At 57.6% G+C, this 25,098-nt stretch carries 19 protein-coding genes; 11 read left to right on the forward strand and 8 right to left on the reverse strand.

The annotated features are described in order from the left end of the window. Window positions 1-52: 52 nt before the first annotated feature. Window positions 53-2,182, forward strand: coding sequence for an indolepyruvate ferredoxin oxidoreductase subunit alpha (locus PKC29_03930; protein HML94562.1), 2,130 nt, complete (start codon window positions 53-55; stop codon window positions 2,180-2,182). Window positions 2,183-2,327: 145 nt separating this feature from the next. Further along, window positions 2,328-3,956 (forward strand): indolepyruvate oxidoreductase subunit beta family protein, encoded by a 1,629-nt coding sequence (locus PKC29_03935; GenBank protein HML94563.1) that lies wholly within the window; start codon window positions 2,328-2,330, stop codon window positions 3,954-3,956. Window positions 3,957-4,034: 78 nt separating this feature from the next. On the opposite strand, the gene carA is transcribed toward PKC29_03935, so the two are convergent. Both carA and PKC29_03945 read right to left on the reverse strand, forming a co-directional pair. After that, window positions 4,035-5,159: a glutamine-hydrolyzing carbamoyl-phosphate synthase small subunit gene (carA, locus tag PKC29_03940; GenBank protein ID HML94564.1), complete on the reverse strand. Its 1,125-nt coding sequence runs from the start codon at window positions 5,157-5,159 to the stop codon at window positions 4,035-4,037. A gap of 168 nt (window positions 5,160-5,327) precedes the next feature. Continuing rightward, window positions 5,328-6,332, reverse strand: a complete 1,005-nt coding sequence (locus tag PKC29_03945; protein HML94565.1) for a hypothetical protein — start codon at window positions 6,330-6,332, stop codon at window positions 5,328-5,330. Between the two features lie 364 nt (window positions 6,333-6,696). Here PKC29_03945 and PKC29_03950 point away from each other — a divergent pair, with 364 nt between their 5' ends. Then, complete coding sequence (locus tag PKC29_03950) at window positions 6,697-7,821, forward strand: response regulator (protein ID HML94566.1); 1,125 nt, start codon at window positions 6,697-6,699, stop codon at window positions 7,819-7,821. A 20-nt stretch (window positions 7,822-7,841) separates the two neighbouring features. Here the strand turns inward: PKC29_03950 and gatB are convergent, their stop codons facing one another. Further along, entirely contained in the window at window positions 7,842-9,269 is a 1,428-nt protein-coding gene (gatB, locus tag PKC29_03955) for an Asp-tRNA(Asn)/Glu-tRNA(Gln) amidotransferase subunit GatB (GenBank protein ID HML94567.1), read from the reverse strand. A gap of 69 nt (window positions 9,270-9,338) precedes the next feature. Between gatB and PKC29_03960 the strand changes: the two genes are divergently transcribed. Beyond that, complete coding sequence (locus PKC29_03960) at window positions 9,339-10,004, forward strand: PIG-L family deacetylase (GenBank protein HML94568.1); 666 nt, start codon at window positions 9,339-9,341, stop codon at window positions 10,002-10,004. Between the two features lie 9 nt (window positions 10,005-10,013). On the opposite strand, the gene PKC29_03965 is transcribed toward PKC29_03960, so the two are convergent. Genes PKC29_03965 through PKC29_03975 form a run of 3 tightly spaced genes read right to left on the reverse strand, consistent with a single transcriptional unit; the run spans window position 10,014 to window position 12,618 of the window. Beyond that, complete coding sequence (locus PKC29_03965; protein HML94569.1) at window positions 10,014-11,090, reverse strand: calcium/sodium antiporter; 1,077 nt, start codon at window positions 11,088-11,090, stop codon at window positions 10,014-10,016. Then, window positions 11,087-11,737, reverse strand: a complete 651-nt coding sequence (locus PKC29_03970) for a hypothetical protein (protein HML94570.1) — start codon at window positions 11,735-11,737, stop codon at window positions 11,087-11,089. Before PKC29_03970 ends, PKC29_03965 begins: the two co-directional genes overlap by 4 nt. 29 nt (window positions 11,738-11,766) lie before the next feature. Continuing rightward, window positions 11,767-12,618, reverse strand: coding sequence for a DUF4396 domain-containing protein (locus tag PKC29_03975; protein HML94571.1), 852 nt, complete (start codon window positions 12,616-12,618; stop codon window positions 11,767-11,769). 152 nt (window positions 12,619-12,770) lie between these two features. On the opposite strand from PKC29_03975, the gene PKC29_03980 reads away from it, so the two are divergent. From PKC29_03980 to PKC29_03995, 4 genes are all read left to right on the forward strand, one after another. Then, the gene (locus tag PKC29_03980) at window positions 12,771-14,993 is read left to right on the forward strand and encodes an FUSC family protein (protein ID HML94572.1); all 2,223 of its coding nucleotides are present in this window, start codon (window positions 12,771-12,773) and stop codon (window positions 14,991-14,993) included. A gap of 94 nt (window positions 14,994-15,087) precedes the next feature. Then, entirely contained in the window at window positions 15,088-16,353 is a 1,266-nt protein-coding gene (locus PKC29_03985) for a sodium:proton antiporter (GenBank protein HML94573.1), read from the forward strand. 103 nt (window positions 16,354-16,456) lie between these two features. Beyond that, on the forward strand, window positions 16,457-16,861 hold the full coding sequence (locus PKC29_03990; protein HML94574.1) for a hypothetical protein: 405 nt from the start codon (window positions 16,457-16,459) through the stop codon (window positions 16,859-16,861). Window positions 16,862-16,930: 69 nt separating this feature from the next. Further along, a complete protein-coding gene (locus PKC29_03995; GenBank protein HML94575.1) occupies window positions 16,931-18,040 on the forward strand; it encodes an HlyD family secretion protein in 1,110 nt (369 codons plus the stop codon). A gap of 44 nt (window positions 18,041-18,084) precedes the next feature. Here PKC29_03995 and PKC29_04000 read toward each other — a convergent pair whose 3' ends face one another. Beyond that, window positions 18,085-19,431 (reverse strand): hypothetical protein, encoded by a 1,347-nt coding sequence (locus PKC29_04000; protein HML94576.1) that lies wholly within the window; start codon window positions 19,429-19,431, stop codon window positions 18,085-18,087. Between the two features lie 372 nt (window positions 19,432-19,803). On the opposite strand from PKC29_04000, the gene PKC29_04005 reads away from it, so the two are divergent. The 3 genes from PKC29_04005 (at window position 19,804) to PKC29_04015 (ending at window position 23,666) form a co-directional block, all read left to right on the forward strand. Further along, entirely contained in the window at window positions 19,804-20,244 is a 441-nt protein-coding gene (locus tag PKC29_04005; GenBank protein ID HML94577.1) for a hypothetical protein, read from the forward strand. 347 nt (window positions 20,245-20,591) lie between these two features. Then, window positions 20,592-22,130 (forward strand): DegQ family serine endoprotease, encoded by a 1,539-nt coding sequence (locus tag PKC29_04010; protein HML94578.1) that lies wholly within the window; start codon window positions 20,592-20,594, stop codon window positions 22,128-22,130. A 219-nt stretch (window positions 22,131-22,349) separates the two neighbouring features. After that, complete coding sequence (locus tag PKC29_04015; GenBank protein ID HML94579.1) at window positions 22,350-23,666, forward strand: NAD(P)/FAD-dependent oxidoreductase; 1,317 nt, start codon at window positions 22,350-22,352, stop codon at window positions 23,664-23,666. On the opposite strand, the gene PKC29_04020 is transcribed toward PKC29_04015, so the two are convergent. Continuing rightward, window positions 23,645-25,069: a cytochrome b N-terminal domain-containing protein gene (locus PKC29_04020; GenBank protein ID HML94580.1), complete on the reverse strand. Its 1,425-nt coding sequence runs from the start codon at window positions 25,067-25,069 to the stop codon at window positions 23,645-23,647. The two genes, PKC29_04015 and PKC29_04020, sit on opposite strands and share 22 nt — an antisense overlap. Between the last annotated feature and the right edge of the window lie 29 nt (window positions 25,070-25,098).

The following is a 25,098-nucleotide window of genomic DNA, read 5'->3' on the forward strand; positions in this document are numbered from 1 at the left end:
CTGGTAAATTATAACTTCCGGGATAAAGAGAGCGGCCCGGACAGGAGTCAAAATGGGTTACTCGAAAGAACTGCTCGACCAATTGAATTTCGGGGAAGGGGAGACGCTATTCGGGGATACCCCTCTCGCCATTTTAAAGGCGTTCATGCAGTCGGGGGTAAGCTACCTCGGCGGCTATCCCGGCTCTCCTACGGCCGGGCTTATCGACGCCATCTCCGACGCATACGAGCCGGTATTAAAGGAAAAGGGCGTCTACTTCGATTGCTCGGGCAACGAGGCCTCGGCGGCTTCGCTCCTTTCGGCGTCGATTTCCTACCCTATACGGGGCTCCGTCAACTGGAAGATAGTCGGCACGAACGTCGCCTCCGACGCGCTGTCCCATATATCGTCCTCGGGGGTCACCGGCGGCGCGATGATAATCGTAGGCGAGGACTACGGATGCGACAGCACGTGCGTCGCCGAAAGGGCGCTTCCGTTCGCTCTCAAGTCAACGATGGCAGTGATAGACCCGAGGGGCGACCTCGGGCACGTGGCGAAGATGGTCGAGGCGGGGTTCGAGCTCTCCGAGTACTCGAACATGCCGGTGATGTTCCTCCTTTCGACGAGGGTCGCGCACATACGCAACAAGATGACGTGCAGGGACAACGTGACTCCGGCCATAAGCATGAACCACCGGCTCGACGACCTCATCACCGACCTCGACAAGATACCCCTCCCGCCGTTCACGTTCGACCACGAAAAGAAGAAATACCACGAGCGCATCCCGTCTGCCCGGAGGTTCGTCCTCGAAAGGAAGCTCAACGAATTCTTCGACGGCTCCGAGAGCGACATGGGCATCATCACCCACGGCATGATATTCAACTCGGTGATGAGGTGCCTCTACAACCTCGGCGAGGCCAACCTCTACGGCGAATCGCGGGTGCCGATACTGAACCTCAACGTCACTAATCCGCTCGTCCCCGAGGAGATAATACTCTTCCTCCGTGACAAGAAGGCCGTTCTGATAATCGAGGAAGGGATGCCGAACCTCATCGAAGAGCAGATTCGCGCCATAGCCCAAAGGGCCAAGCTCGGGCTCGACATATTCGGGAAGGACATACTCCCCCAGGCGGGCGAGTACACCCCCGACCACATAGCCAAGGGCGTCGGGGCGTATCTACTCAAGCACACGCACTCTTCGTACGAGAAAGAGCGCATAAAGGAAAAAAGCGAATTTACCGAGAAACACAAGGATAGGGCGGCGAATTACCTTAAACAACCCGTCGCCAAGAGGAACCCGGTCTTCTGCACGGGTTGCCCCGAGAGGCCGATATTCACGGCTATAAAGATCCTCGAAGAGGACTACGGCAAGTCTTACTACGCTTCCGACATAGGCTGCTATTCCATGAGCGGCCTCCCGCCGTTCGACCTCAGTAACTCCATCACCGGAATGGGGATCGGTCTCGCGTCCGCCGGCGCGCTCTCGCGCATGGCGAACAAAAGGGTCATTTCGTTCATGGGGGACGGCACGTTCTGGCACAGCGGTCTCACGACCAGCATTGCCAACGCCGTCTATAACAATCAAAACGCGATACTCATCATACTGGAGAATTTCTGGACGTCGATGACGGGGCACCACGAAAATCCCGCCTCGGGCAAGAACATGAGGCAGGAAGGCGTCGGCATGGACATCGAAAAGGCGCTTCGCGGCGCGGGGGTGAGGTGGATCAAGACGGTGAATCCCTACGACCTCACGGAGTCCCTGGGCGTCCTCACGGAAGCCTACGAAGAGGACGAGGGGCTCAGGGTGATAATATCGAGGGGCGAATGCCAGCTCGAAAAAACGAGAAGAGAAAAAGTCGTTCTGAAAAAGAATATTAAGGAAGGGAAAAGGATGGTGCAGAAAAGGCTCGGCGTCGACGCCGATGTCTGCACCGGGGATCATTCCTGCATGAGGTACAACGGATGCCCGTCGCTTACGCTCAAGGAAAGTCCCACGATCCTGAGGGACGACCCGGTCGCGTTCATCGAGCACTCGTGCGTAGGATGCGGCCTTTGCGGCGAGATAGCGCACGCCGCGGTCCTGTGCCCCTCCTTCTACAGGGTGGAGGTCATCGACAATCCGTCGCTCATGGACAGGATCGGTGCGAAGATCAACCGCTCTTTACTTCATCTCGTCTCGCGAAACGGCTGGACAGGCTGACGGCTTCTTTCCCGCCGTCACCCCAGCCTCGTTACCCGGCAGGCTTTGAAAAATTGTAAATTGGCGTAATGTGCCGGAGCGGTCCTCGAGAGAGGCGGCTCCCCGGACAAACCACAGCTTTTGAAGGCGGGAAAATTATTGTAGTATGTCTCGAAAGAGGAAAGCAGCACCCGAGATGGAAGGCAAGAGCGATCTAATCAAAATCATGGTCCCGGCCGTCGGCGGCCAGGGCGGAGGCGTCCTTACGGAATGGCTCGTGCAGGCCTTTTTCCTCGAGGACTACGACGTCCAGGGCATAAGCCTTCCCGGCCTCTCTCAAAGGGGCGGCTCCACCGTCTACTATCTCGAAGCGCACCCTAAACCGGAAACGGACGACAGGCAGATAATTTTCGCCCAGTTCCCCGTGCCGGGCGAAGTGGACGTAATAATCTCCCAGGAATTCCTCGAGCTCGGAAGGGCCCTTCAGCTCGGCTACGGCTCCGACAGGACAACCATCGTCACCAGCACGCACAGGATATACTCGACCCTCGAAAAACTGCCCATCGGGAGCGGCATCTATTCGGACGAGAATCTCCGAAAGATCGCGACGGCCTTTTCATCGAAGCTGATAGAATTAAACGCCCTTCAGCTCGCGAAGGACAACGGCATGGACGACCTTGCCGTAAACGCCATACTCTTCGGCGCGCTCGCCGCATCCGGCAGCCTGCCGCTTTCGAGGGAGTCATTCGTCTCCTCGATAGAAAAAGTGGGGGTAGCGGCCAAGACGAACCTCCGCGGGTTCGAGGTCGGCTGGAATTTCGCCTCCTCCAGCAAGGCCGGGGATGCCGGTAAAAAACCGGTGGTGTGGGAAACGTTCGTCAGAACGAGGGCCGACCGGCTCGAAGAATACGAGAGAGAGGTCTACCTCGGAAAGGTATCCCGGATCGAAACCGAGTTTCCGAAACAGCTCCGCGAGATTCTTGCAGAATCCATCTACAGGCTCATCGATTACCAGGACGAGGAGTACGCCGACAGGTACATCGACGACGTAAGGGAAGTATTCACACTCGACGAATCCATGAAGGGCAACCTCAAGCTGACCGAGCATTTCGCCAGGAACCTCGCGCTTCTCATGAGCTACGAGGACGGCATAAGGGTGGCGGAGCTAAAGATAAAGTCCGACAGGTTCAAGCGCATAAAAGAGGAAATGAGGCTCCGTGACGACCAGGTATTCAAGGTCATAGATTATCTAAAGCCCGACGCCGAGGAGATATACGGCCTCCTGCCGAACATCGTCGTCGCTCCTTTTGTGCGCATAGTGGAAAGCTCGCTGTTTAAAAAGATATGGCGGCGGAAAAGGCCCGTCACTTTCGCCCAGACACCCACGACTACATCCTTCTCCGGGTTCCTCAGGCTCTGGCTCATGACCAAAATAAAATTCATGAGGCCCCGTTCCTACAGGTTCAAAAAGGAGAGGGCGCTCATGGACAAGTACAAGGAATCGACACTTTACTACGCCGGCCTCGATTACAAGCTCGGCTCGCTCGTCGCAAGGAGCGGCTCGATGGTCAAGGGCTACGGCAAGGTGAGGCGGAGGACTATAAAGGCGTTCTACAGGCTCATGGACAACATAATCTTCCCGCTCTCCGAGTTCGAAAGGGACAAGAGAAAGAACTACGACATAACCCTCGAGGTCGGCGAAGAGGCGCTCAAGCTCGTCTCCGGCGAATCGGTCGAGGGCATCGACAAGGCCGAAAAGCTCGCGCGCGAGATAATGGAGCAGCGCGCCGCCTGAGCCGAAGTACGCTGGAATCCCTTCTTCTGAAATCGATCCCGGTTTTTACAAGATTACAAGAAATATCGAATGCCCGGTTCAGGCGTTTTCCTTCATCATTTCGACGAATTCCTCGAAAAGATACGAAGAATCGTGCGGGCCCGGCGAGGCTTCGGGGTGGTACTGCACCGAAAATACTGGATGCGCCCTGTGCCTGAGCCCCTCTACGGTGTCGTCGTTCAGGTTTACGTGCGTAATCTCGACGTCGTCCCCCAGGCTCCCGGGGTCTACGGCGAAGCCGTGGTTCTGGGACGTTATCTCCACCTTCCCCGTCCTCAAGTCCTTAACCGGCTGGTTACCGCCCCTGTGCCCGAACTTGAGCTTGTAGGTCTTCCCGCCGAGCGCGAGCCCGAGTATCTGGTGCCCGAGGCATATGCCGAAAACCGGTTTCTTGCCTATGAGCGTTCTCACGCTCTCGACCGCATAAGCGACCGCCGCCGGGTCCCCGGGGCCGTTCGAAAGGAATATGCCGTCCGGGTCCATGGCCAGCACCTCGTGCGGAGGCGTCCGCGAGGGAACGACCGTCACGTCGCAGCCGAGATCGGCCAGCTTTCTCAGTATGTTCTGCTTGAGCCCGTAATCGTACGCGGCCACCTTGAACCGCCTTCCCCCGGCCGATGCGCCCTCGCCCTCGGGCCGCCAGGCGCCCGTCCCCTCGCTCCAGCCGTACGGGCTTTCGCAGCTGACTTCCGTAACGAGGTCCACGCCCACGATGCCGCGCGCAGCGCGCACTTTTTTAAGCAGGCTCCCGGGGTCTGTATCGATTGTCGAAACGGCCGCCTTCTGTGCCCCCTCGGAGCGTATGAGCTTCGTAAGGGCCCGCGTATCGACGCCTTCTATACCGACGACCCCGTATTTCGCCATGTACGAGCCGAGGTCGTCTTCTGATCGCCAGTTGCTCGGGTCTCTCCAGTACTCTCTTACGACCAGCGCCTTAAGGAAGGGCCTTCTCGATTCGGCGTCCTCGGGATTTACTCCGTAGTTCCCGATCTCGGGGTAGGTCATCGTGACTATCTGGCCGTTGTACGAAGGGTCGGTCAGTATCTCCTGGTACCCGGTCATCGAAGTATTGAAAACCACCTCGCCGTGGGCCTCCCCCTCCGCCCCGAATCCCCGCCCCTCGAATACCGTACCGTCCTCCAATACCAGAATGGCTTTCTTCATGTTCGGTGAAAATACATTTGAAAAACCCGCGTGTCAAACTTTGGCCTCGCGCTCTCCGAAAATCACCGTGCTCCGCCTGCTTTCCCGTTTACGGGCTCCCGCTATGCCCCTGCCGAATCGGTGTCGAGAGCCGGGTTTATCGTAACCTTGGACTTCCGGCTCCTCTGTTTAATAGAAGAATATCGCCATGAGTATCTCGGCGAATATGAGTATGATGATGACGAGCTCGAGCGTCTGGCTCTGGACCGTTCTCACCCTGTCGGTAAGCAGCTGATACAGGTTCGCTATAATGTCGAGCTTTCGGGATATGGAATTCTGCCAGGCGCGGAGATAGAGCCTCTCGGCCGCTGCGGCGTGAACGCGGGCCAGGTAGAGGTCGCCTATAAGCTTAAGGGCGTTATCCACCCTCTCCGTCAGGAGAAGCGATTCCAGCCTGAGCTCGGCGAGCGCCTGTATCGCCTTACGGTACGGCGAGCGAAGCGGGAGCAGCCAGTCACCCTGCTTTAACGAGATTCCCTGGTAATCCCCTATACGCCTGTCGAGCTGGTTGTCTATATAACGCGCCTCCAGGAGCTCGACGTTCAGGAATTCGAGCACGTAAGCCGTATCGTGGTAGTCACGGTCGTAAATGAGGGCCGCGTTCCAATCTATTACTACGAGATCGTTCTCGTAGTACGAGAGCCTGTGATTAAGCGCCTCGTCCTGCTGTTGCCGGCTTAGCGGGTCCGTTTCGAACCGAAGCACCTGCGCTATCGAAGCGCCCTCGTCCGACAGCAGCCCGGCGGCTGTGTGAGGCCGGTCGAAATTCTCTATGACGAACAGATAATAATCTTCGACCAGCGCCGAGAGCTCGGGGCGGGTAATGGCCGGGCGGATTTCTTCCATGAACTCCAGTATCCGCTTTCTCGCGCGGGGCTCCAGGTTGAGGTCGTAGAGAGTACGGCTGAGCTTCTTGAGGTTCTCCAGCGGAAGGCCCTCGGGAAGGGGCCACTGGTACGCCAGGCTCGCGGCGCCGAAGTCGAATACGGTAACCTGCACCTGTCCCGTGTCCGATAGCGTGGAAACGGGTTTTACCTCCCCCAGATGCACTACACGGGGCGGCTTCGCGAGCTGGAGAAAGGTCGGGGTCTGCTTCTTCGGCGAGAGCGGCTGCACGGGCGCGGACGAAGGCACCCCGCTCAGCTTTTCGAGAGCGACTTCAAACCCGATGTCGAATGCGAAGAGCGCTATAACCCTGCCTTTCAGAATTTCAGCCGCGTCCTTAAGTCTACACCGGCAAAGGGGTTTTCAATAAGACGCTTCGACTGCATCCTTTTTGTCCGGGGCGGCATATAACTTTCGCGGGGCAAAGACCAGGCTCAAAATCAAGTTTTATTGACAGGTTAGGAAGGACGTTTCCCGCTCATAGGACCGGTAGCCGCGGGGCCCGTGCTCCTGAGCGGCGGCGCACCGGGTTTCGCCCGGCCTCCGGGCCCCGAGTCCGGTGTTAATTTCGCTTGATATGAATCACAATTTGCTGTATCACTAGATATAAGATATGAACACCGTTGCAAATCTGCTTCAGGAAAAGGCCCGGGCCCCGCGTGAAAAGATACTGATCGTAGACGACGAAGACGCCATCAGGAACCTTTTCGTCGAGGCGCTGAACGAGCTCGGCTACGACTGCGACGTCGCCAGGAACGGGCTCGAATGCCTCGAAAAATTTTATAGAATCAAGGACTTCGACGTCGTCCTGCTCGATGTCCAGATGCCCGAGCTAAACGGCATCGAAACCCTGAAGAAGCTGAAGTCCTATTCCCCCGACCTCTCGGTCATTATGGTCTCGGCGTCACGGGACATCGAAAACGTCCGCGTCGCACTCAAGGAAGGGGCGTACGACTACGTGTTCAAGCCCTTTAACGTCATAGACGTGGATGCGGTCATAAGGCGCGCCCTTGAAAGAGCCGCGCTCATAAAGGCGAACAAGGACTACCAGAAGAACCTCGAAAGGAAGGTCGCCGACCAGACGAGAGAGCTTGTCAAGCTCTATTCTGGAACGCTCGAGGCGATGATTCTTGCGCTCGACCTTAGGGAGCACGAGACGGGCCACCATTCCTACAGGGTTACGGAATACGCCCTTAACCTCGCCAGGCACCTTAAGCTCGGCGAAGCGCAGCTTTCCATCCTGGCCAAAGGCGCTCTCCTTCACGACATCGGCAAGATCGGCGTTCCCGACGAAATACTGCTCAAGCCCGACAGTCTCACCGACGAAGAATGGGGGCTCATGAAGCAGCACGCGCAGCTCGGCTACGAGCTCCTTAACAAAATAGAATTTCTAGAAGAGTCGTCCCTCATAGTCTATACGCACCACGAGCGTTACGACGGGAAGGGGTATCCGCGCGGCCTCGCCGGCGACAAGATTCCGCTCGGCGCGAGGATATTCTCGGTAGTGGACGCGCTCGACGCCATGACATCCAAGAGGGTCTACAAGAAGGCCATGCCGTTCGAAGAGGCGATAGACAGGATAAAAGAGGCTTCCGGCACGCAGTTCGACCCGATGATCGTCGAGGCTTTCGTCGGGGTACCCGTCGAAGAGTGGAAGAACATCAGGAAGAAGGTCGCCAGCACCGGCTCCCAATACTTAAAGGGCCTCATGTTCGAGCTCAGTAAGCCAAGGTTCTAGGGCATCTCTTTCCAGGCCGGCTACTTCGCCAGCTCCGTCCTCAGTATGTCGTTCACAAGCTTCGGGTTCGCCTTACCCTGGGTCGCCTTCATGACCTGCCCGACGAAAAACCCTATCAGCTTTTCGTCCCCGCCCTTGTATCTCGATATCTCGTCCGGATGCTTTTCGAGTATCCCGGATATGAGGCTTTCGAGCTCGCCCTTGTCCGAGATCTGCCTTATCCCCTTCTTCTCGACGATCTCCCTTGCGGTCCCTCCGCCCGAGACCATCTCCGCGAATACGTCCTTGGCTATCTTGCCGCTTATGGTCCCGTCCTCGATAAGGTTTAAAAGCCCCGCCAGCTTCTCGGCCGTCACGGGGAATGCCGAGATGTCGTCTTCTTCCCTGAGCTCGCGGAGGACCTCGGTCATAATCCAGTTGCCGAGGGCCTTGGGATTCTTGTAATGTGACAGCGCCTCCTCGAAATAATCCGCTATTTCGCGCGAGGACGTCAGCACCCCGGCGTCATACTCCGGGAGCCCGTATTCCCTCGCGAACCTCTCGCGCCGCGCGTCGGGAAGCTCGGGGAGAGACGCCCTGATGGCCTCTATGTCTTCCGTGCTTATCTCGGCCGGAAGGAGATCGGGGTCGGGGAAATACCTGTAATCGTGGGCCTCTTCCTTCGTCCTCATGGAAAACGTGACGCCCTTGTCCGCGTCGTAAAGCCGCGTCTCCTGGACTATCACGCCGCCCGATTCGATGACGGCTTCCTGACGCTTGATCTCGTATTCGATGGCGCGCTGTATGAACTTAAATGAGTTTACGTTCTTTATCTCGACCTTCGTTCCGAGCTTGTCGGAGCCCTTCGGGCGGATCGAAACGTTGGCGTCGCACCGGAGGCTCCCCTCTTCCATGTTGCCGTCGCAAACGCCGATGTATCGCAGTATGGAGCGAAGCTTCTTAAGATACGCCACCGCCTCTTCGGCGTCCGATATGTCCGGCTCGCTAACGATCTCTATCAGCGGCACGCCCGCGCGGTTAAGGTCCACCAGGCTCGAGCTCCCGGTATTATCGTGTACCAGCTTCCCCGCATCCTCTTCCATGTGTATCCTCGTCAGCCTTATCCTCTTCACCGCCTCGCCCGACGGGATGTCGAGCCAGCCTCCGGAAGAGTAGGGCTCCTCGTACTGCGAAATCTGGTAGCCCTTCGGCAGGTCGGGGTAGAAATAATTCTTCCTCGCGAACCGCGAGCGCCCGTGTATCGTACAGTTGAGCGCCAGCGCCGCCTTTACGGCGAGCTCGAGCGCCTTTTTGTTAAGGACAGGCAGCACACCCGGCATGCCGAGGCACACCGGCGTCACCTGCGAATTGGGCTCCGCGCCGAAAGCGGTCGACGCCGTCGAGAAGATTTTGGATTCGGTCTCGAGCTGCGCGTGCACCTCGAGGCCTATAACCGGTTCGAATTCCATGTAATCGGGTCTCCTTTCAGTTAAATTAATGGTGATTGATAAGGGACAATTGTCAAGGACGGAGAAAGTATGAGCGATAACGTGCTGGTTATTTCACCCCACCCGGACGACCTCGAAATAGGCATGGGCGGGACTGTGGCAAAGTTTATAGAGTCCGGCGTGAACGTCGTGTCCATGGTGGTGACGGACGGGAGGCGGAGCACGAGCCTCTACGGGCTCAGCGAAGACGAAATGGCGGAGCTCAGGGCGTCCGAGGTAAGAAGCGCCACGGCCGTGCTCGGGATCGGCTACCTCATACTCCTCGGTCTCGGGGACCTCCGCTCGGCGGAAAACGGGGTCTCCTTCGTCACCGCGCTCAAGGACGCCGTCGAGCGCTTCTCCCCGCGCGAGATCTATATGCCGCACCCCGAAATCGACAAGCATCCCACCCACAGGGCGGTATCCTCCGCGGCTCTCGAAGCGCTCCGCGGGATTGAAAGAGGCCTCTTGCCGGAGGGCCTTCGAATCTGGTGCTACGAAGTATGGACGCCGCTGCCTTCCTACGACAGGCTCGAGGACATATCCTTTCAGATGCACCTAAAGCAGGCGGCCATCGATGCACACAAGAGCCAGATCGAGTACAAGAATTACACGGAAGGGATTACGGGCCTTAACCGCTACCGCGCCGTCTTTAACGAAACGGGCGGCCTCACCGTGGCGGAATACGCCGAGGTGTTCGCGGAAATCCCGCTCTAGGGCTTTTGCTCAGGCCCGGGCCTTCCGGTCCAGGTGAAACGCACGCGCGGCGAATATAAGGAGCGTAAGCGCTGTAATCGGCATGACGTACCACAGCATCGCCCGGCCGAAGCCGTCTCGAAGGTGATACCCGCTCGCGTCCAGAACGAGGTAAACCGTATAGGCGATGTAGTATAGGAAAAAGACGGCTCCCTCCCATCTCGCGATCAGGTTCCCGGTAAAGAAAATCGGCATACACGCTACGCATACCGCAAGCATGACGGGCATGTCGAATTTCAGTACCGATTCCGGTATGGGAACACCGCCGGGGGCCAGAATGCCCGAGACTCCGAGCATGAAGAGGATGTTGAAAATATTGCTGCCGACGACATTCCCGACGGCTATGTCGCGCTCTCCGCGTATACTCGCGATTATCGATGTCGCGACCTCCGGCAGCGACGTCCCCGCGGCGATGACCGTGAGCCCGATTACGAGCTCGCTCACCCCCAGATTGGTGGCGATGTAAATAGCGCCTTCCACGAGCCACTTCGAGCCGAGGATCAAAAGCCCGAGCCCGGCTGCGATGAATACAATATCTTCCACGACGGATTTCTTCTTCCCGTCGCCGTATTCTTTTTCGAATTCGTCTCCCGGCGGGATTTTTTCTTTCCGCGCCTGCCTGATCAGAAACACGACATAGGCCACTATGCAGGCGAACAGCGCTATCCCGTCCACAAGGCCGATCCTCCCGTCGAGCGACAATACGAATGCGAGGGCCGCCGATCCGATCATTATCGGGACGTCGAGCCTTATGAGCTGCCGCGACACGAAAAGGGGGACGATAATGGCGGAGATACCCAGTATGAAGAGGACGTTGAATATGTTGCTGCCCACGACGTTACCGAGGGCGATGTCACCCTGCCGGTTGAGGCTGGCCGAAAAGCTTACCGCGGCTTCGGGCGAGCTCGTTCCGAATGCGACAACTGTAAGGCCTATTATGAGCGGGGGCATTCCCGCGATCGCGGCCAGGCGCGAGGCGCCGCGCACGAGCGCTTCGGCCCCTCCGACCAGGAGCACGAATCCGAGAATGAATAAAATTATCGTCATACGGGTATGCGTCCTGTCTTAAAGCTCCACAGCAGCATGTCGAGCTCGACGAGGCTTATGCCCAGCTCGTCCGAAAGGGCCTTCATCTTTTCTTCGGTCTCGATGTATCTCTTCCCGGTGGACGGAGGCTTTCCGGATTCCGTAACACCGATTTCGTGGAGCATCCCGGCCACGTTCTTGTCGAGTATGGCGTAATCAGTGTATCCGATATTTCTGAGAAAGTGGCTTGCCTGCGTGTAGCCGAGCCCCTTTATGTCCTTGTTGAGCGCGAAAAAATCCCTGAGCGCCTTCCGGTCGTCAAAGGACCTCACGAGCTCGCCGAGCCTAAAGCCGTACTCCTTTTCGAGATAGTCCCTCGTGTGAACGATAAAGTAGGCCTTCTCGGGATACTTGTGTATACCCTCCAGCCTTTGCGCCATCTCCCCGGCGCTTCCGTTTTTCAGTATATCCTTTATTGCGGCGATGGACCTGAGGCCGACTTTCGGCCCCACCGCCGACGTCAAAATACAGAACGCGAGCTCCTCGAATATCTTCTCGTCGTCCGCATTCTCGCCCGTCTTCTTGAATTCATCCAGCCGGGCCGTGATCGGCTCCTTCACCCGCTCGTACTCGGCCCTTAGCTCTTTCAGCGTCTCTTCTGAGACCATGGCGTTAATTTTATCATACGTTAGGTTGATTATTTCAGCCTGAGCGTCACGAAATACGAAGTCACCCATACCGCAACAGCCAGGACACCCGCCGAAAGGAGAAACACGAGGAGCTTCGTCGTGGACGAAACGTTCGGCTCCTTGTGCTCGTGACGCATATCCATCCCGGCCATTTCCGCCATATCGGGCATGGAGCCTGCAGCCGGCTTATTTGTCGATGCGGACATCATGCCGTGCTTGAGCCCGCTCCCGACGAGCCAGGAGTTTATCGGATACGCCGTCAGGCCCCCTGCCATCGTGGCCAGCGACGATATTCCCCAGAACATGAGCCCGCCGGGGTCGTCTCCACCCGGAATTTTCGCCCTCATTATGGCCATCAGGGGTATCATCCCCACCATGACGAAATTCATGGAAACGGTTTCCGAAAAAAAGGTCTTCCTGACGGCGGTGAAGTAGCTCCCGCCGAACATCGATCTCATGAACAGCGCCTGGAAAACGAAGAGCCCGACGACGAAGGCCATGACGTATTCGAGAACGAGGTCGAGGCCGTTCGGGAGGCCCAGGTGGAACGTTATTATCGCGCCCAGGATTATTCCCGTCGCGTCGCCCGCGACGCAGTGCATGAGCGACCCGACCGACTGCTTCCAGTGGGCGGCTATGTACATCTCGTGCGTTCCCGGCATCGGCTGCCTGCAGGACAGGAGATAAACGAACAGCCCGATCGGCCCCGTGTAAAGTACGATGAGTCCCCACGCTAGCTTCATCACGCCCATTGCGGGTGTATTCTTCTCCAGGTCGTATATGAGAAATACGAGCGAGGCGGCCGTCAATATGAACCAGAGAAGTAAAACTCCGCCTGTGATGGACTCGGGAATTATCATTGACACTCCTTCGGTATTGCCGGGCCGTCTTGGCGGAACTCCGACCGTGCCATTATCGCACGAAGCCGAAAGCGTTGTCAACACGGCGGGATTGACACATATGCGGCCTCCGTGTGATAATCTCACATTGCCCTCCATTCCGGTGCCGCGGCATGAACCTTAGACACTTTCTCTTCACATTTCGCATCAAGTCGGCGATAAAGATAACCCTGGGCGGGCTCCTGTGCCTCCTTGTCGGTAACGTTTTCCATCTCGAATCCGCATACCTCTCCGTCCTCTTCCTCTACCTCATCATGCTCATGTATAACGGTCAGACCTTTATTGTAGGCGTTCAATGCCTGGCGGGCGGCGTGGTGGTCGGCGCGCTCTCCCTCTTGATCGCCAACGTCTTCGTGCAATCGGGGGTCGTATATCTCCTCCTCATGGGCGCTCTGATCTTTCTGATCATGCTTCTCCTCGGTAAATACTTTCTCCCGGCTCTCCTGAGCGCGATCGTCGCCTCGATGTCCATGTTCGTCGTGATATTCGAATCGCTCGGCCAGGCGACCGTGACGATCGAAAACTATCTCATCCAGATGTTCCTCGGGGTCTTTACAGCCTGGGTAATCGACGAGCTTATCTGGCCCCGGCGGAGCGAGGCCGCACTCTATACGACGCTCGCGTCCGTTTACAGGGATTTCTCCAGGCGTTTCGCCGGTCTCGCGGACGGCGCGATAACGAGCAGGAGCGAGGACGCGATAACCCTCGAGGTCTTCAATAACCTCGTCAACCTCGTCGACCGCACAGAGCGCGAGAGCCGGGACGGCGCGTTCTATCCCGAGCCTTTCATGAAGCTCGCGGCCTATGCCAAGGGCATATACATAAGGCTCGACGTACTCGAAGACTTCGTGTCCAAAAACAATAAATGCCTCGATGTGGAGGAAGTGAAAAAATTACTCCACGATATATTCTCGGGCCTCTCTTCGGAATTCGACGGGCTCGCCAGCGCCGTCGATTCAGGAAGCGAGCCGCCCGCGCCGGACGCCGGGCTCGGAAATGCATCCTCCTCGCTGGGCGCGCTCTACATGAAGCTCCATGAGGACGAGGGAGACAGGGATTATTTCGAGGACCTTCTCGCCCTGGGGGCGCTGCCTCCGCTCTTCGACGGCGTACTTGCTCTCCTTAAAGATTCCGCTCAGGTGCTCGGCGTCATACACGAGGGCTCCTACGCCGAGCTCCGCGGGAAGAGGATGACGCACGCCCCGGAAGTCGAGAAGGAAAAGAGCTTCCTCGGCTCTCTCTTCATACAAGAGAACATGAAGCAGTCCGTAAAGACCGTGATCATCATAATGCTTCTGCTCCTGGGAGAAAAGTTCTTCAATCTCCCCGGAAGCTCGCAGGCCTCTTTTTACGGCGTCCTTTTCGGCTCGATGCCCAATACCGGGCAGGCGCACCTCAAGGGCAGGCTCGCCATCATGGGCGTCCTCGCCGGCCTTACCTACGGCCTGCTCGGGCTGATAATAGTGTCACAGACCTCGCGCTTCCTCGTACTTATTCTCCTTTTTTGCCTCGGGCTTTTCGTCGCTGCGTACGTAGCCACCGGCAGCAGGAAGATCGCTTATTCCGGGGTCCAGGCGGGGCTCATGATTCCCTACGTATTCCTTATAAACACCGGGCCCGAGGTCAATCTCGACCTCGCGTTTACGAGGCTCTGCGCGCTCCTCATGGCCTCGGCGATAGGGCTCGTCATCCTTCACAACCTCTGGCCGGTGAGCCCCTACGAGCAGCTGAAGAAGAAAATATCCTACGCCCTCACGATCAGCGGGGAGATATTCGCGAAGCTCCTCACGGGAGACCGGAAGGACAAGGGGAGGATAGAATCCCTGGTCACTCCCCTCGCCGCCTCGCTCCCGACGAGCTCCTCCCTTCTTTTCGACGCCCGTTTCGTAATCGGTGACGAGAGGCTTCACGGCGAGGAATTCGTCGAGATAATCGCCTCGCTCGAAGTTATATTCTCCGAGCTCGAAACCATCAAAAAAAGCGTTTATTCGGGAAAGGACAACGCCCTTCTCGCCGAATATATAGAGCACATGACCCCGAGCTACGAAAAGATAAGCGCGCTCTTCGCCGCCGCGTCCTCGGGGTTCGACACGGGCGATGATTTAGGCGCGGAAATCTCCGGCCTGCTCGAAGAGATAAAAAGCAAAAGGCAGGAATTCAGGGAATCGGGGGTCTGGAAGAGCTTCACCGTAAAGGAAGTCGAACAGGATATCCTCATGGCGAGCAGCGTCGACGGCATACTGGATTCCCTGTCGAAAATATCCTCGCTCGTATCCGCGATCGAGCGGCCGGAAAAGGGCGCCGCCGTAACGCTCGCCGTGAGCGGCGCTTCATAGTCCGGGGGGATGGACTTTCACGCCGGCGCTTTGTATAATGCGGTGAAGTGATCGGCTTTCCGATGTTGACCCCTCGCCGACTCACCGGGCTATAATGGACCTTTTCGCAGTCTTTACGATTCTCATTACGCTTACGGCGGTATTCAGCTTCCTGAACGAAGTCTTCCTGAAGCTGCCGACGACGATAGGCATCATGCTCGCCTCGCTGGCGGCGTCCCTGTTTATATTGATCGCGGGATATTTCGGGTTCGGCCACGTACATTGGGCCGTGGATCTCGTTACGGCGGCGGATTTCGATCATCTCATGATGAACGGCATGCTGAGCTTTCTTCTCTTCGCCGGGGCGTCCACTGTCAACCTCGACGACCTCGGCGAGTACAAGGGCACGATAGCCTATCTCGCCACACTCGGGATGATAATCGCGACGTTCCTCACGGGCGGGGTGGTCTGGTGGATCTTCGGTCTCTTGGGCATGGATATTCCGCTCATCTATGCGCTCATATTCGGAGCGATCATCTCCCCCATAGACGCCGTGGTCGTGCTCAAGCTCTTCAGGCGGGTAAAGGCCGGAAAGACGCTCGAATCCATAATCACGGGCGAGTCTCTCTTCAACGACGCGGTGGCCGTCGTCCTCTTCGTCCTGCTTATGGACGTCGCTACCGGAGAAACGACCCTCACGGGTGTCGAGATAGGCGAGTTCTTTCTGAAGGAGGCGGTCGGCGGGCTCCTGCTCGGCATGTCGCTCGGCTACCTGAGCTACAGAATGATACTGGAGATAGTAGTCAGGGGAAAGGAAGGGAGCATAGTGGTCGCGCTGATAACGCTTGCGCTCGTCTCGGGCGGCTATTCCCTCGCCGAGCTGCTGGACGTATCCGGCCCGCTCACCTGCGTCGTCGCCGGGCTCTTTCTGGCCAGGAGGCGGAGGCTCATGCCGAGCTCGGCCGAGCATATAAGGTCCTACGTCGGGAGCTTCTGGGAGATAATAGACGACGTTCTGAACGCCGTCCTCTTCGTCCTGATAGGGCTCGAAGTGCTCATCCTCCACTTCGAAAAATCGTACATACTGTGCGGGCTCCTGGCGATCCCGCTTATCACGTTCGCCCGCTTCATCAGCGTAGAGCTCCCGCTGGTTCTGCTGAGATACGTGAGGAAGATTCCGAACCTCTCGGGGTTCATAATGACCTGGAGCGGTATAAGGGGGGGCGTTTCCATCGCGCTCGCGCTATCCCTGCCCGACTCCAAGGAAAGGGACCTCATAGTTCTCATGACCTATATAGTCGTCGTGTTCTCCATACTGGTCCAGGGCCTTACCCTCGAGAACGCCGTCAAGTGGAATAATAAAAAAGAGGATTCACATTAGCAATACCCTATTTAATTCCGCGCGTTTAGGTGTTAGGTTTAAATAAAGTCGCAATCACCGATTCGGCTTCCATAGCCGGAATTACGCTTCAGGAGGAATTTTGATGACATATCTAAGAATTGTTGTCCCTGCGTTTCTCGCGCTTTCGTTCCTGATTGGATGTGCGGCCATAAAGACCGAAGAGACCGTTAACACCGAAAGCCTTCTGAGCGCCGCCGGTTTCAAGATGGTCCCTGCTACCACACCCGAAGAGAAGGACATGCTGAACTCTCTTACGCCGAACAAGGTCCAGTTCTCGGTGAAAGACAACAAGCCGCTCTACTGGTACGCCGACCCGGCCGACTGCGGCTGCGTCTGGACGGGAGACCAGGACGCCTACAACCGCTACGAGAGGCTTCTCGTGGAGTCGAATATAGCCGAAGAGCAGCAGGAAACGGCTGAAATGATGGAGGAAGCCGAGTTCGCCCCCGGATACTGGGGATGGATGGGCGGCCCGTGGGGCTGGTGACGATTTAAGGCGGCGCGTCCGCGGTTTTCCCGCGGGCCCGCTGCCGGAGGATAGAGGTACGTTCGGCCCATGAGCCTTAAGGACTTCGTGACCCGGTTGAATCCGAAAAGCCTGACGTCGTCGGTCAGGTTCTGGGTCCTCCTCGTCGTTTTCGTTATCGTCGTCCTTATCTTCTATTATGTCCTCCTGGACAGGTACACCCCGTATACGAGCGACGCCTTCATACAGACCTACGTCCTCCAGGTCGCTCCACAGGTGGACGGACGCGTGGTCGAGGTCTACGTCGGGAACAACGAGCAGGCAAAAAAGGGGCAGAAGCTTTTCAGCCTCGATCCGCGGCCTTACGAGTACCGGGCCCGGCAGCTTCGGGCGAAGCTCGTCCAGACGCGCCAGAACATAGACGAGCTCGATAGCGACATCGCCGCCGCTTCCGAGGTCGTAAAACAGGCCGAGGCCGACCTCGCTTACGCAAGCGAGCACTACGGCGACCTCAGGCCGCTCGCCGAAAAGAACTACGTCGCCCGGCTCGAGCTCGACAAGGCCCTCCAGCAGGTAAACGCCCGGAGAGCCGCGCTCAACCAGGCCAGGGCCGATTTCGAAAAAGCGAAGCAGGCGCTCGAGTACAAGATCGACGACGAGTACGCGATAATCAAGGAGGCCGAGTCGAACCTCGCTCTCGCCGAATACAACCTCGAGCAGACGGTCTGCTACGCCCCCTCGGACGGGTACGTCACAAACCTCCAGCTCGTCGTGGGTTCGTACATCAAGGCAGGCGATGCGGTCCTCACCTTCGTCGACGACGGCAACTGGCGCATCGTCGCGAATTTCAGGGAGAACAGCGTCGGCCGGATAAAGCCCGGCCAGGAAGCCGAGGTCGCCATCGCCCTATATCCCGGGAAGATTTTCAAGGCCGTGGTCGAGAGCACCGACTGGGGGGTCCTGGCGGGGCAGGGGGTTCCTTCCGGCGATCTCCCGCTGGTTGAGGATCAGGGTAACTGGGTAAGGCTTTCACAGCGCTTTCCCGTACGGCTCAGGATAACGGATATAGACCACGGGAAATACGAGCTCAGGATAGGCGGCTCGGCGAGTGTCGCCGTGTTTACCGGGGACAACTGGATACTGAACCCCCTGGCGAGACTCTGGCTCAGGATCGGCAGCATCGTTGATTACGTGTATTGAGCGGCCTGCCCCGGTTCGGCGATAACTCTGCCGCCTTCCATGCTTTACGCCCCGTCTATCTTCCACCAGTCCCCGGCGCGCACCAGAAGCGCCCTCATATACTCTACGTGCGACCACGTGAGCGGGGCCGCGAACTGTATGTAGCCGCCCTCCCTCCGCCGGGGGTCGGGGTGCATCGCTATCTTGGCCGTGTCCTTGTACGAGCGGTCCATGTTGTTCGCCTCTTCGAGTATGGTGTTGAAATCGACGTCGTCGAGGAGTATGTCCTTGTAGAATTCCTTCTGGAAGTCGATTCCGGTCTTCCATTCGCGATCCATGAACTCCTCGAACCTCTGCCGTGTCGATAGATGCTCGGGTATCTCGCCCTTCTCGCTCCTGTACCCGTCGATTATGGAGAGTATCTCGTCTCCGCGCTTCCTGTTGCCGCTCCAGTAGTGGTACTGGGCTAAAATAGCGGTGTACTGGAGCCACGGGCCGTTGCCCGCGTGGACGTGCGTGGAAAAGTCCTTATAGAACGGCAGATACCGCATTATCATTCCGAGCTCCGGGTCCCAGAGCTGCTTTTCGAGGAACATCACGCTCCTTTTCATCTCTTCCGTGTAATGGAGGAACCCGTAATAAAACGGGCTGAGCAAGGTGAAGTCCGGCCTCATGTCCATTACGCCGAACGGGTCCGTTCTACGTATGTACCTGTTTCCGGACATGAACAGCTCGTTTACGGTATAGAGGAAATGCTGCCTGAAATTTAAATGCGTGGGGGAGATGATGCCCTTTTCGTCTACCTTCTGCGCAACCTCGCTCGCGAGCGAATACGCGTACAGGAACGAAAAGTTGACCCAGCACGTATACCCCTCCTCCATGGCCGACTCGTGTATGGCGGTCGTCGAATAGAATAGATTGAGCTCTTTTTCGTAGAGGATCGTATACCCGTAGTCGAGCGCCCTGTTCACGCACGTGAGGAAATCTTCAAGGTCGGATATATCTTTCTCCAGGTGGTGCGCCGTGAGGAGGTAGTTGCATATTATCGAAATCCCGTGCGCTACGTTATCCTCCTGCTTGTAGATGCTCATGTTCTTTCCGTCGATGCCGTAGCGCTGTCCCCACGCGCCCTCGGGCGAGGCGGCGTCCTTTATGAAGCGGGCCATCGATTCGAGCATCTCGTAAGCCTCCCCGGCGCTGTCGTAATGATGCAGCGAGCCTGCGATCCTTCTTAAAAGCGCCGCCGAAGCGCTCGAATCCCTCGGATATATGTATGGATAACGCGAGCGGGGAGGGGATGCGAGCAGCAATTTCCCGTATTTCTCCGTTTCTATCATGCATCCGGAAATAATCGACATGTGGGTCGATATGTTGTCGTTGAGCTCTGTGAGCTCCTTGGTCGAATAGAGCATTCGGTTTCTCCTCCGGCCGTGGCGCTGGCTGAATTGTTTTTGGTTTAAGCTCTGATTGTAATCGACCGGGGCGTTTTTTTAAAGGGAGGGCTTCGTCGGAGCGCCCTCGTGCGAAGAGTGCGCCGCAGGTTTTCCGCTGCCGCTATGCCGCGATGATATTCCCCGGAAAAGTAGATAGAGTAAAAGTGCACCGCAAGGATATATTCCCCTGTGTCGAAATTTCTTCCTGCGTAAGTTTCACGGGTTACACATCCCTGATTTGCGGGAAAAGGAAATCAACTCGTTTTTGAATCCCCCCCCGGCTTGCCTCCGGATTTTTGGTGGCTATATTATTTTATATACTCAACTTCCTTCATAACAAAGAAGCTTTTCATGAGCCATTTCGTTCTCGTTACCTTGCACCTGTTCGCCGCCATCATGTTCGTCGGCACCGTCTTCTTCGAGGTTCTCATCCTTGAAAGCATCCGCAAGCCGGTGGGGCGCGATGCGATGCGCACGGTAGAGACCGCGATCGGCCGGCGCGCCCGCCGCGTGATGCCGTTCGTCATGGCGATCCTGTATGGCGCAGGCATCGCCATGGCCTGGCAGTATCGCGGCGTGCTTGTGCATCCTTTCGAAAGCAGCTTCGCGACGCTCCTGGCGATCAAGATCGTTCTGGCGCTCAGCGTCCTGGTGCATTTCATCACCGCCATAACACTGAGCGCCCGCGGCAAGCTCAGGTCCCGGCACTTCAAGCTCATCCACCTGAGCGTATTTTGCCACGTGGTTTTGATCGTGTTCCTGGCAAAGGCAATGTTCTACATCACCTGGTGATGCTTCTGACGGCATCGATTCGGTCGAGCCGGGGGGGATGCCTTCGCGGCGGCTTCCTTCGTATCGATATTTCCCGGCGCGGGAGCTCCTACCTCGTTGCTTTCCGGGGATTATACGTTCGTAATATATGGCAAAAAGAAATGAGCTTATTTTTTGAATTTTTCCCCGGCTTGCCCCGGGAATCTCATCCTTCCATGCCCGGTTTACGTGTAAATCCGCCTTTTCTCGCGTGCTTATTCCGGCGGTTTATCCTGGAAACCGCTTCCTTAATTAATCCTTGCCTCCGGATTTTTGGTGGCTATATTATTTCACATACACAATTTCCTTCACCTTGAGGAGGCTTTTCAATGAGGCGTTCCGTCGCACTTCTTCTAATATTTCCGCTTTTGGTGCTAATCCTTTCTGCAGGATGCGAGAGAACCGGGGAGAACGGCGCTCCGGGGAATTCCGCGCCCCCCGCGGAAAAAGAAAATGAATCACAATCCGGGCAGCCGTCAAAGGCCGTCCCCGAGTCGGCAAAGGAAGCGGCCGAGGCTGTAAAGAAGCTTCCCGTGTCGGAATTCCCGTCCTTTGCGGATCTCGCCGAGGTGCTCAAACCCTCGGTCGTTAATATCAGCACCACGAGCGTCGTGAAGCAAAGGGGTTTCGGGCAGGGCCAGAGGCGCTCGCCGTTCGGACCCAACGACCCGTTCGAGGAATTTTTTGACAGGTTCTTCCAGGGCCAGCCCCAGGAGGAGTTCCAGCGCCAGGGCCTCGGCTCGGGATTCATCATAAGCGAGGACGGCTACGTCGTCACCAATAACCACGTCGTCGAAAGGGCCACGGACATAAGCGTCATACTAGAGAACGGCGAAAAGTACGAGGCGAAAGTCATCGGCAGGGACCCAAAAACCGACCTCGCCGTCATAAAATTCGAGCCCAAGGGCAAGCTCCAGGCCGTCAAATACGGGGATTCCGACAACCTCAGGATAGGCGACTGGGTCATCGCGATAGGCAACCCGTTCGGCCTCGGATACACAGTCACGGCGGGCATAGTAAGCGCCAAGGGGAGGTCCCTCGGGCTCGGCGCGTACGACGATTTCATACAGACGGACGCGTCGCTCAACCCCGGCAACAGCGGAGGGCCGCTCTTTAACCTCCGGGGCGAGGTGGTCGGCGTAAACACGGCCATCGTCGCGCAGGGGCAGGGCATAGGGTTCGCCATTCCGATGAACATGGCCCACTTCGTCATCGAGCAGTTAAAAGAGGGCGGGAAGGTCGTAAGGGGCTGGCTCGGAGTCTACGTCCAGAAGCTCACCCCCGAGCTCGCCTCGAGCCTCGGCCTCGACGAGGACGAGGGGGCGCTCGTGAGCGACGTCACCCCGGGAAGCCCGGCGGACAAGGCCGGCATCAAGAGGGGCGACGTCATAATCGAGTTCGACGGCAAGAAGATAGACGACATCTCCGACCTCACGACGCTCGCGGCCGTAACGTCCCCCGGGACGAAGGTCGATGTAAAGCTCATTCAGGACGGCAAGCATAAGGACCTCGAGGTCAAGCTAGACGAGTTTCCCGACGACGAGGCGCAGGCCGGGGCGGCCGAAGACACCGAGGACAGCCTCGGCCTTATCGTAAGGCCGCTCGATCCGCAGCTTGCGCAGCGCTTTAATCTCGACACCGACAAGGGAGTCATAATCGCCGACGTAAGGCGCGGAAGCCCGGCCCTCGACGCCGGTCTCAGGCCGGGCGACGTTATAGTCGAGCTCGACAAGAAAGAAATAAAAACGCTTCAGGATTACAAGACCGCGCTTGCCGCCGTCAAGCCGGGGGATACCGCGCTCTTCCTTGTTAAGCGCGGCAATAACACGATCTACACGGCGGTGAGAGTGGGTGAGGGAAAATCCTAGCGCCGCACACTTTCAGCCCCGTGAGCGGACGCAGTCCTGTATACCCGTCCGCTCTTTTCCGGCGTGAAGCGCACATCTTCCCGCGGTATGGGTGTATTATTAATCAGGCCCTTTTGTTGACACCGGCCTTCTTTTCATGAGAAAATGGAAAGAGCTTGAACGGGCCGGCGTCGATCGGCCTTCACCCTGCATATTCTGAATACCCAGGAGGATGATCTCATGCCGGAGCCTGCGAAAAAGCGCGTACTGATCCTCGGAGGGGGCTTCGGCGGCCTCGAGGCCGCCCGGCATCTCGAAAAAATCTTCAAGGGAAGAGACGACGTCGAGATAACGCTGATCAACAAGAACAACTATCTCGTATTCACCTCGATGCTCGCCGAGGTCGTATCGGGCAGCATCGAAGCCAAGCACGTAGTTATTCCTCTCAGGGAATGTCTTAAGAGAGCCGAGCTCAAAGAGCTCTCCATAGACGGCCTGGACCTAGACAAAAAAACGGTATCGTGCAGCCACCCCGACACGGGCGAGACGTTTCTTTACGAATACGACTATCTCGTCCTGGCCCTGGGCTCCATGACGGGCTATCACGGCATCCCGGGCGCAGAAGAATTCTCGTTCCCGCTCAAGAACCTCAACAACGCGATGGTGCTGAGGAACCACGTGATAGACATGTTCGAGCGTGCCGAGCTCGAAACCGACTCCGACACGAGGCGTAAGCTCCTCACTTTCGTCGTAGCGGGCGGCGGATATACCGGCATCGAGGTCGCCGCCGAGCTCAACGACTACGTCTCCGCCAGCAAGAGGTTCTACAGGAACGTGAAGGCGGGCGAGGTAAAGGTCGTCGTGATCGATCCGGGCGACAGGATTATGCACGAGATGAGCGAAGGGCTTGCCGAATACGGCTTAATGCTCCTCCAGAAACGCGGGATGGAGTTCCGTCTCAAAACGAGAATCGCCGAGGTCTCGAAAGATTCCGTAAAGACGGAAGACGGGAGCGCCGTCGATACCTGCACGACCATCTGGGCCGCGGGGACTGCGCCACAGCCCGTAATCGCGGCTCTGTCCTGCGCGGACAAGAGAGGCAGGATAGAGGTGAACGAGTACATGGAGGTCTCCGGGTGCCCCGGCGTATGGGCCATAGGCGACTGCGCCGTGATTCCCGATCCTCATACCGGGGCGTCCTATCCCCCGACGGCCCAGAATGCCGAGCGCGAAGGGGCCCGCGTGGCGGTCAACGTCGCCGCTTCGATAAATTCCAGGGACGGCGACAAGAGGCCGTTCGTCTACAGGACCATGGGCATGCTCGCGCCTCTCGGGCACAGGTCCGCCGTCGCCGAAATAAGAAGCGTTAAATTCTCGGGATTCTTCGCCTGGTTCATGTGGCGCTGCATCTATTTAGGCAAGCTGCCCGGATGGGACAGGAAGATAAGGGTGGCCATCGACTGGCTGCTCGACATGTTCCTCCCGAGGGATATCGTCCAGCTCAAGATGGAAATGAGGCAGAGGCAGAATCAGCCTCAGTCCCCGGGCAAGTCCTGAGCGGGCTTTTTGGTCCGCGACTTCAAAAACGCCACGAGGTCGCTCAGCTCCTGGTTCGTCAACGTTCCGCCGAACCCCGGCATATTAAGACCGCCGTTCATGATCCGCCACGTAAGCTCGTTCGAGCTCAGCCTGTCGCCGATGTATGTGAGGTCGGGGCCCCTTAACCCGCCGTGCCCGTCTATCGTATGGCAGTAGAGGCAGCCCTTGTCGTTAAAGTCTATCCCGCCCCTGTATATCGGGCCCGAATCCGCGCCTATCATCTCGGCCGTAAGCGGCTCGGCGTGGAAACGCGGAGACCACGGCGATACGATCCCTATAGCCCAGAGCCCGGATATCGTCAAGATCACGAGCGCCACTATCGCGACCGCCCAGGGCCTTCTGAGCGGGCTCCTCTCGCCCCTGTTCGATATGAACGGGAGGCAGAAAAGCAGCAGCCCCACTATCAGCGGCCCGAGCACCATCAGATACGTTTCCAGCGCGGGCGGCATGAGCGCCAGGAACGCGAAGTAGAAAACGAAGTACCAGTCCGGCACGGGGAGCGCGTCTATGTTCGACGGATTCGGAGGCGGGCCCAGCGTCGGCGGGCCGATTACTATGGCCACGACCAAAATGGTCGTGATAACTACGAACGCGAAAATCATATCCTTCCACGCCGCGTCGGGCCAGAAGGGGATGCCTTTCGTTTTTACCAGGTTCTCGTACTTTTCCCTGTACGTCGCGGGGTCTACGGGGTCGCCCGCCTTGGGGAATTCGGATATTCCGTTTCTTATGACCAGGTAGAGATGAAACCCTATGAATACGAAAAGAAGCGCCGGGATTATGAACACGTGATACGCGAACATCCGGCTGAGCGTAGCTCCGCCTATGGTTTCGCCGCCTATTATAAAGTCCGCGAGCCAGCGCCCGATGAGCGGCACGCGCGCCGCCTGCTCCGAGGCGACTATCGCCGACCACACGGCCGTCTGGTCCCACCTTATCACCTGCCCCGTGAAGCCCATGACGATAGTAAGCGCGAGCAGCACGACGCCCGAAATCCAGTTCATCTCGCGCGGGAACTTGTACGCCGCCGTAAGATAGACCTGTATCATGTGGACGCCGACGAGCAGCATCATGGCGGACGCCCCCCAGTTGTGTATGCCGCGCACGATTCTCCCGAAGGTCGTCTGGTTCGTTATGTACTGGAGGCTCTGGTACGCCTCGCCGGCGGCGGGGACGTATATAAACGCCAGGGTTACGCCCGTTGCGACCTGGAGTATGAAGGCAAAGAGAGTCGCGCTCCCGAAAACGTAAAACCAGGTGGCGGTATTCGGGGGGACGGCGTGTTTGGCTATAGGCCCCACGGCCGCCGACAGACCGGTGCGGTCGTCGAGCCACGCCCACGCGCTCCTTAAAAAATTCATATTCTGTATCCCCCTTCAAGTCTCATGCG

Source organism: Thermodesulfobacteriota bacterium (assembly GCA_035325995.1).
GTDB lineage: Bacteria > Desulfobacterota_D > UBA1144 > Nemesobacterales > UBA2774 > JADLGH01.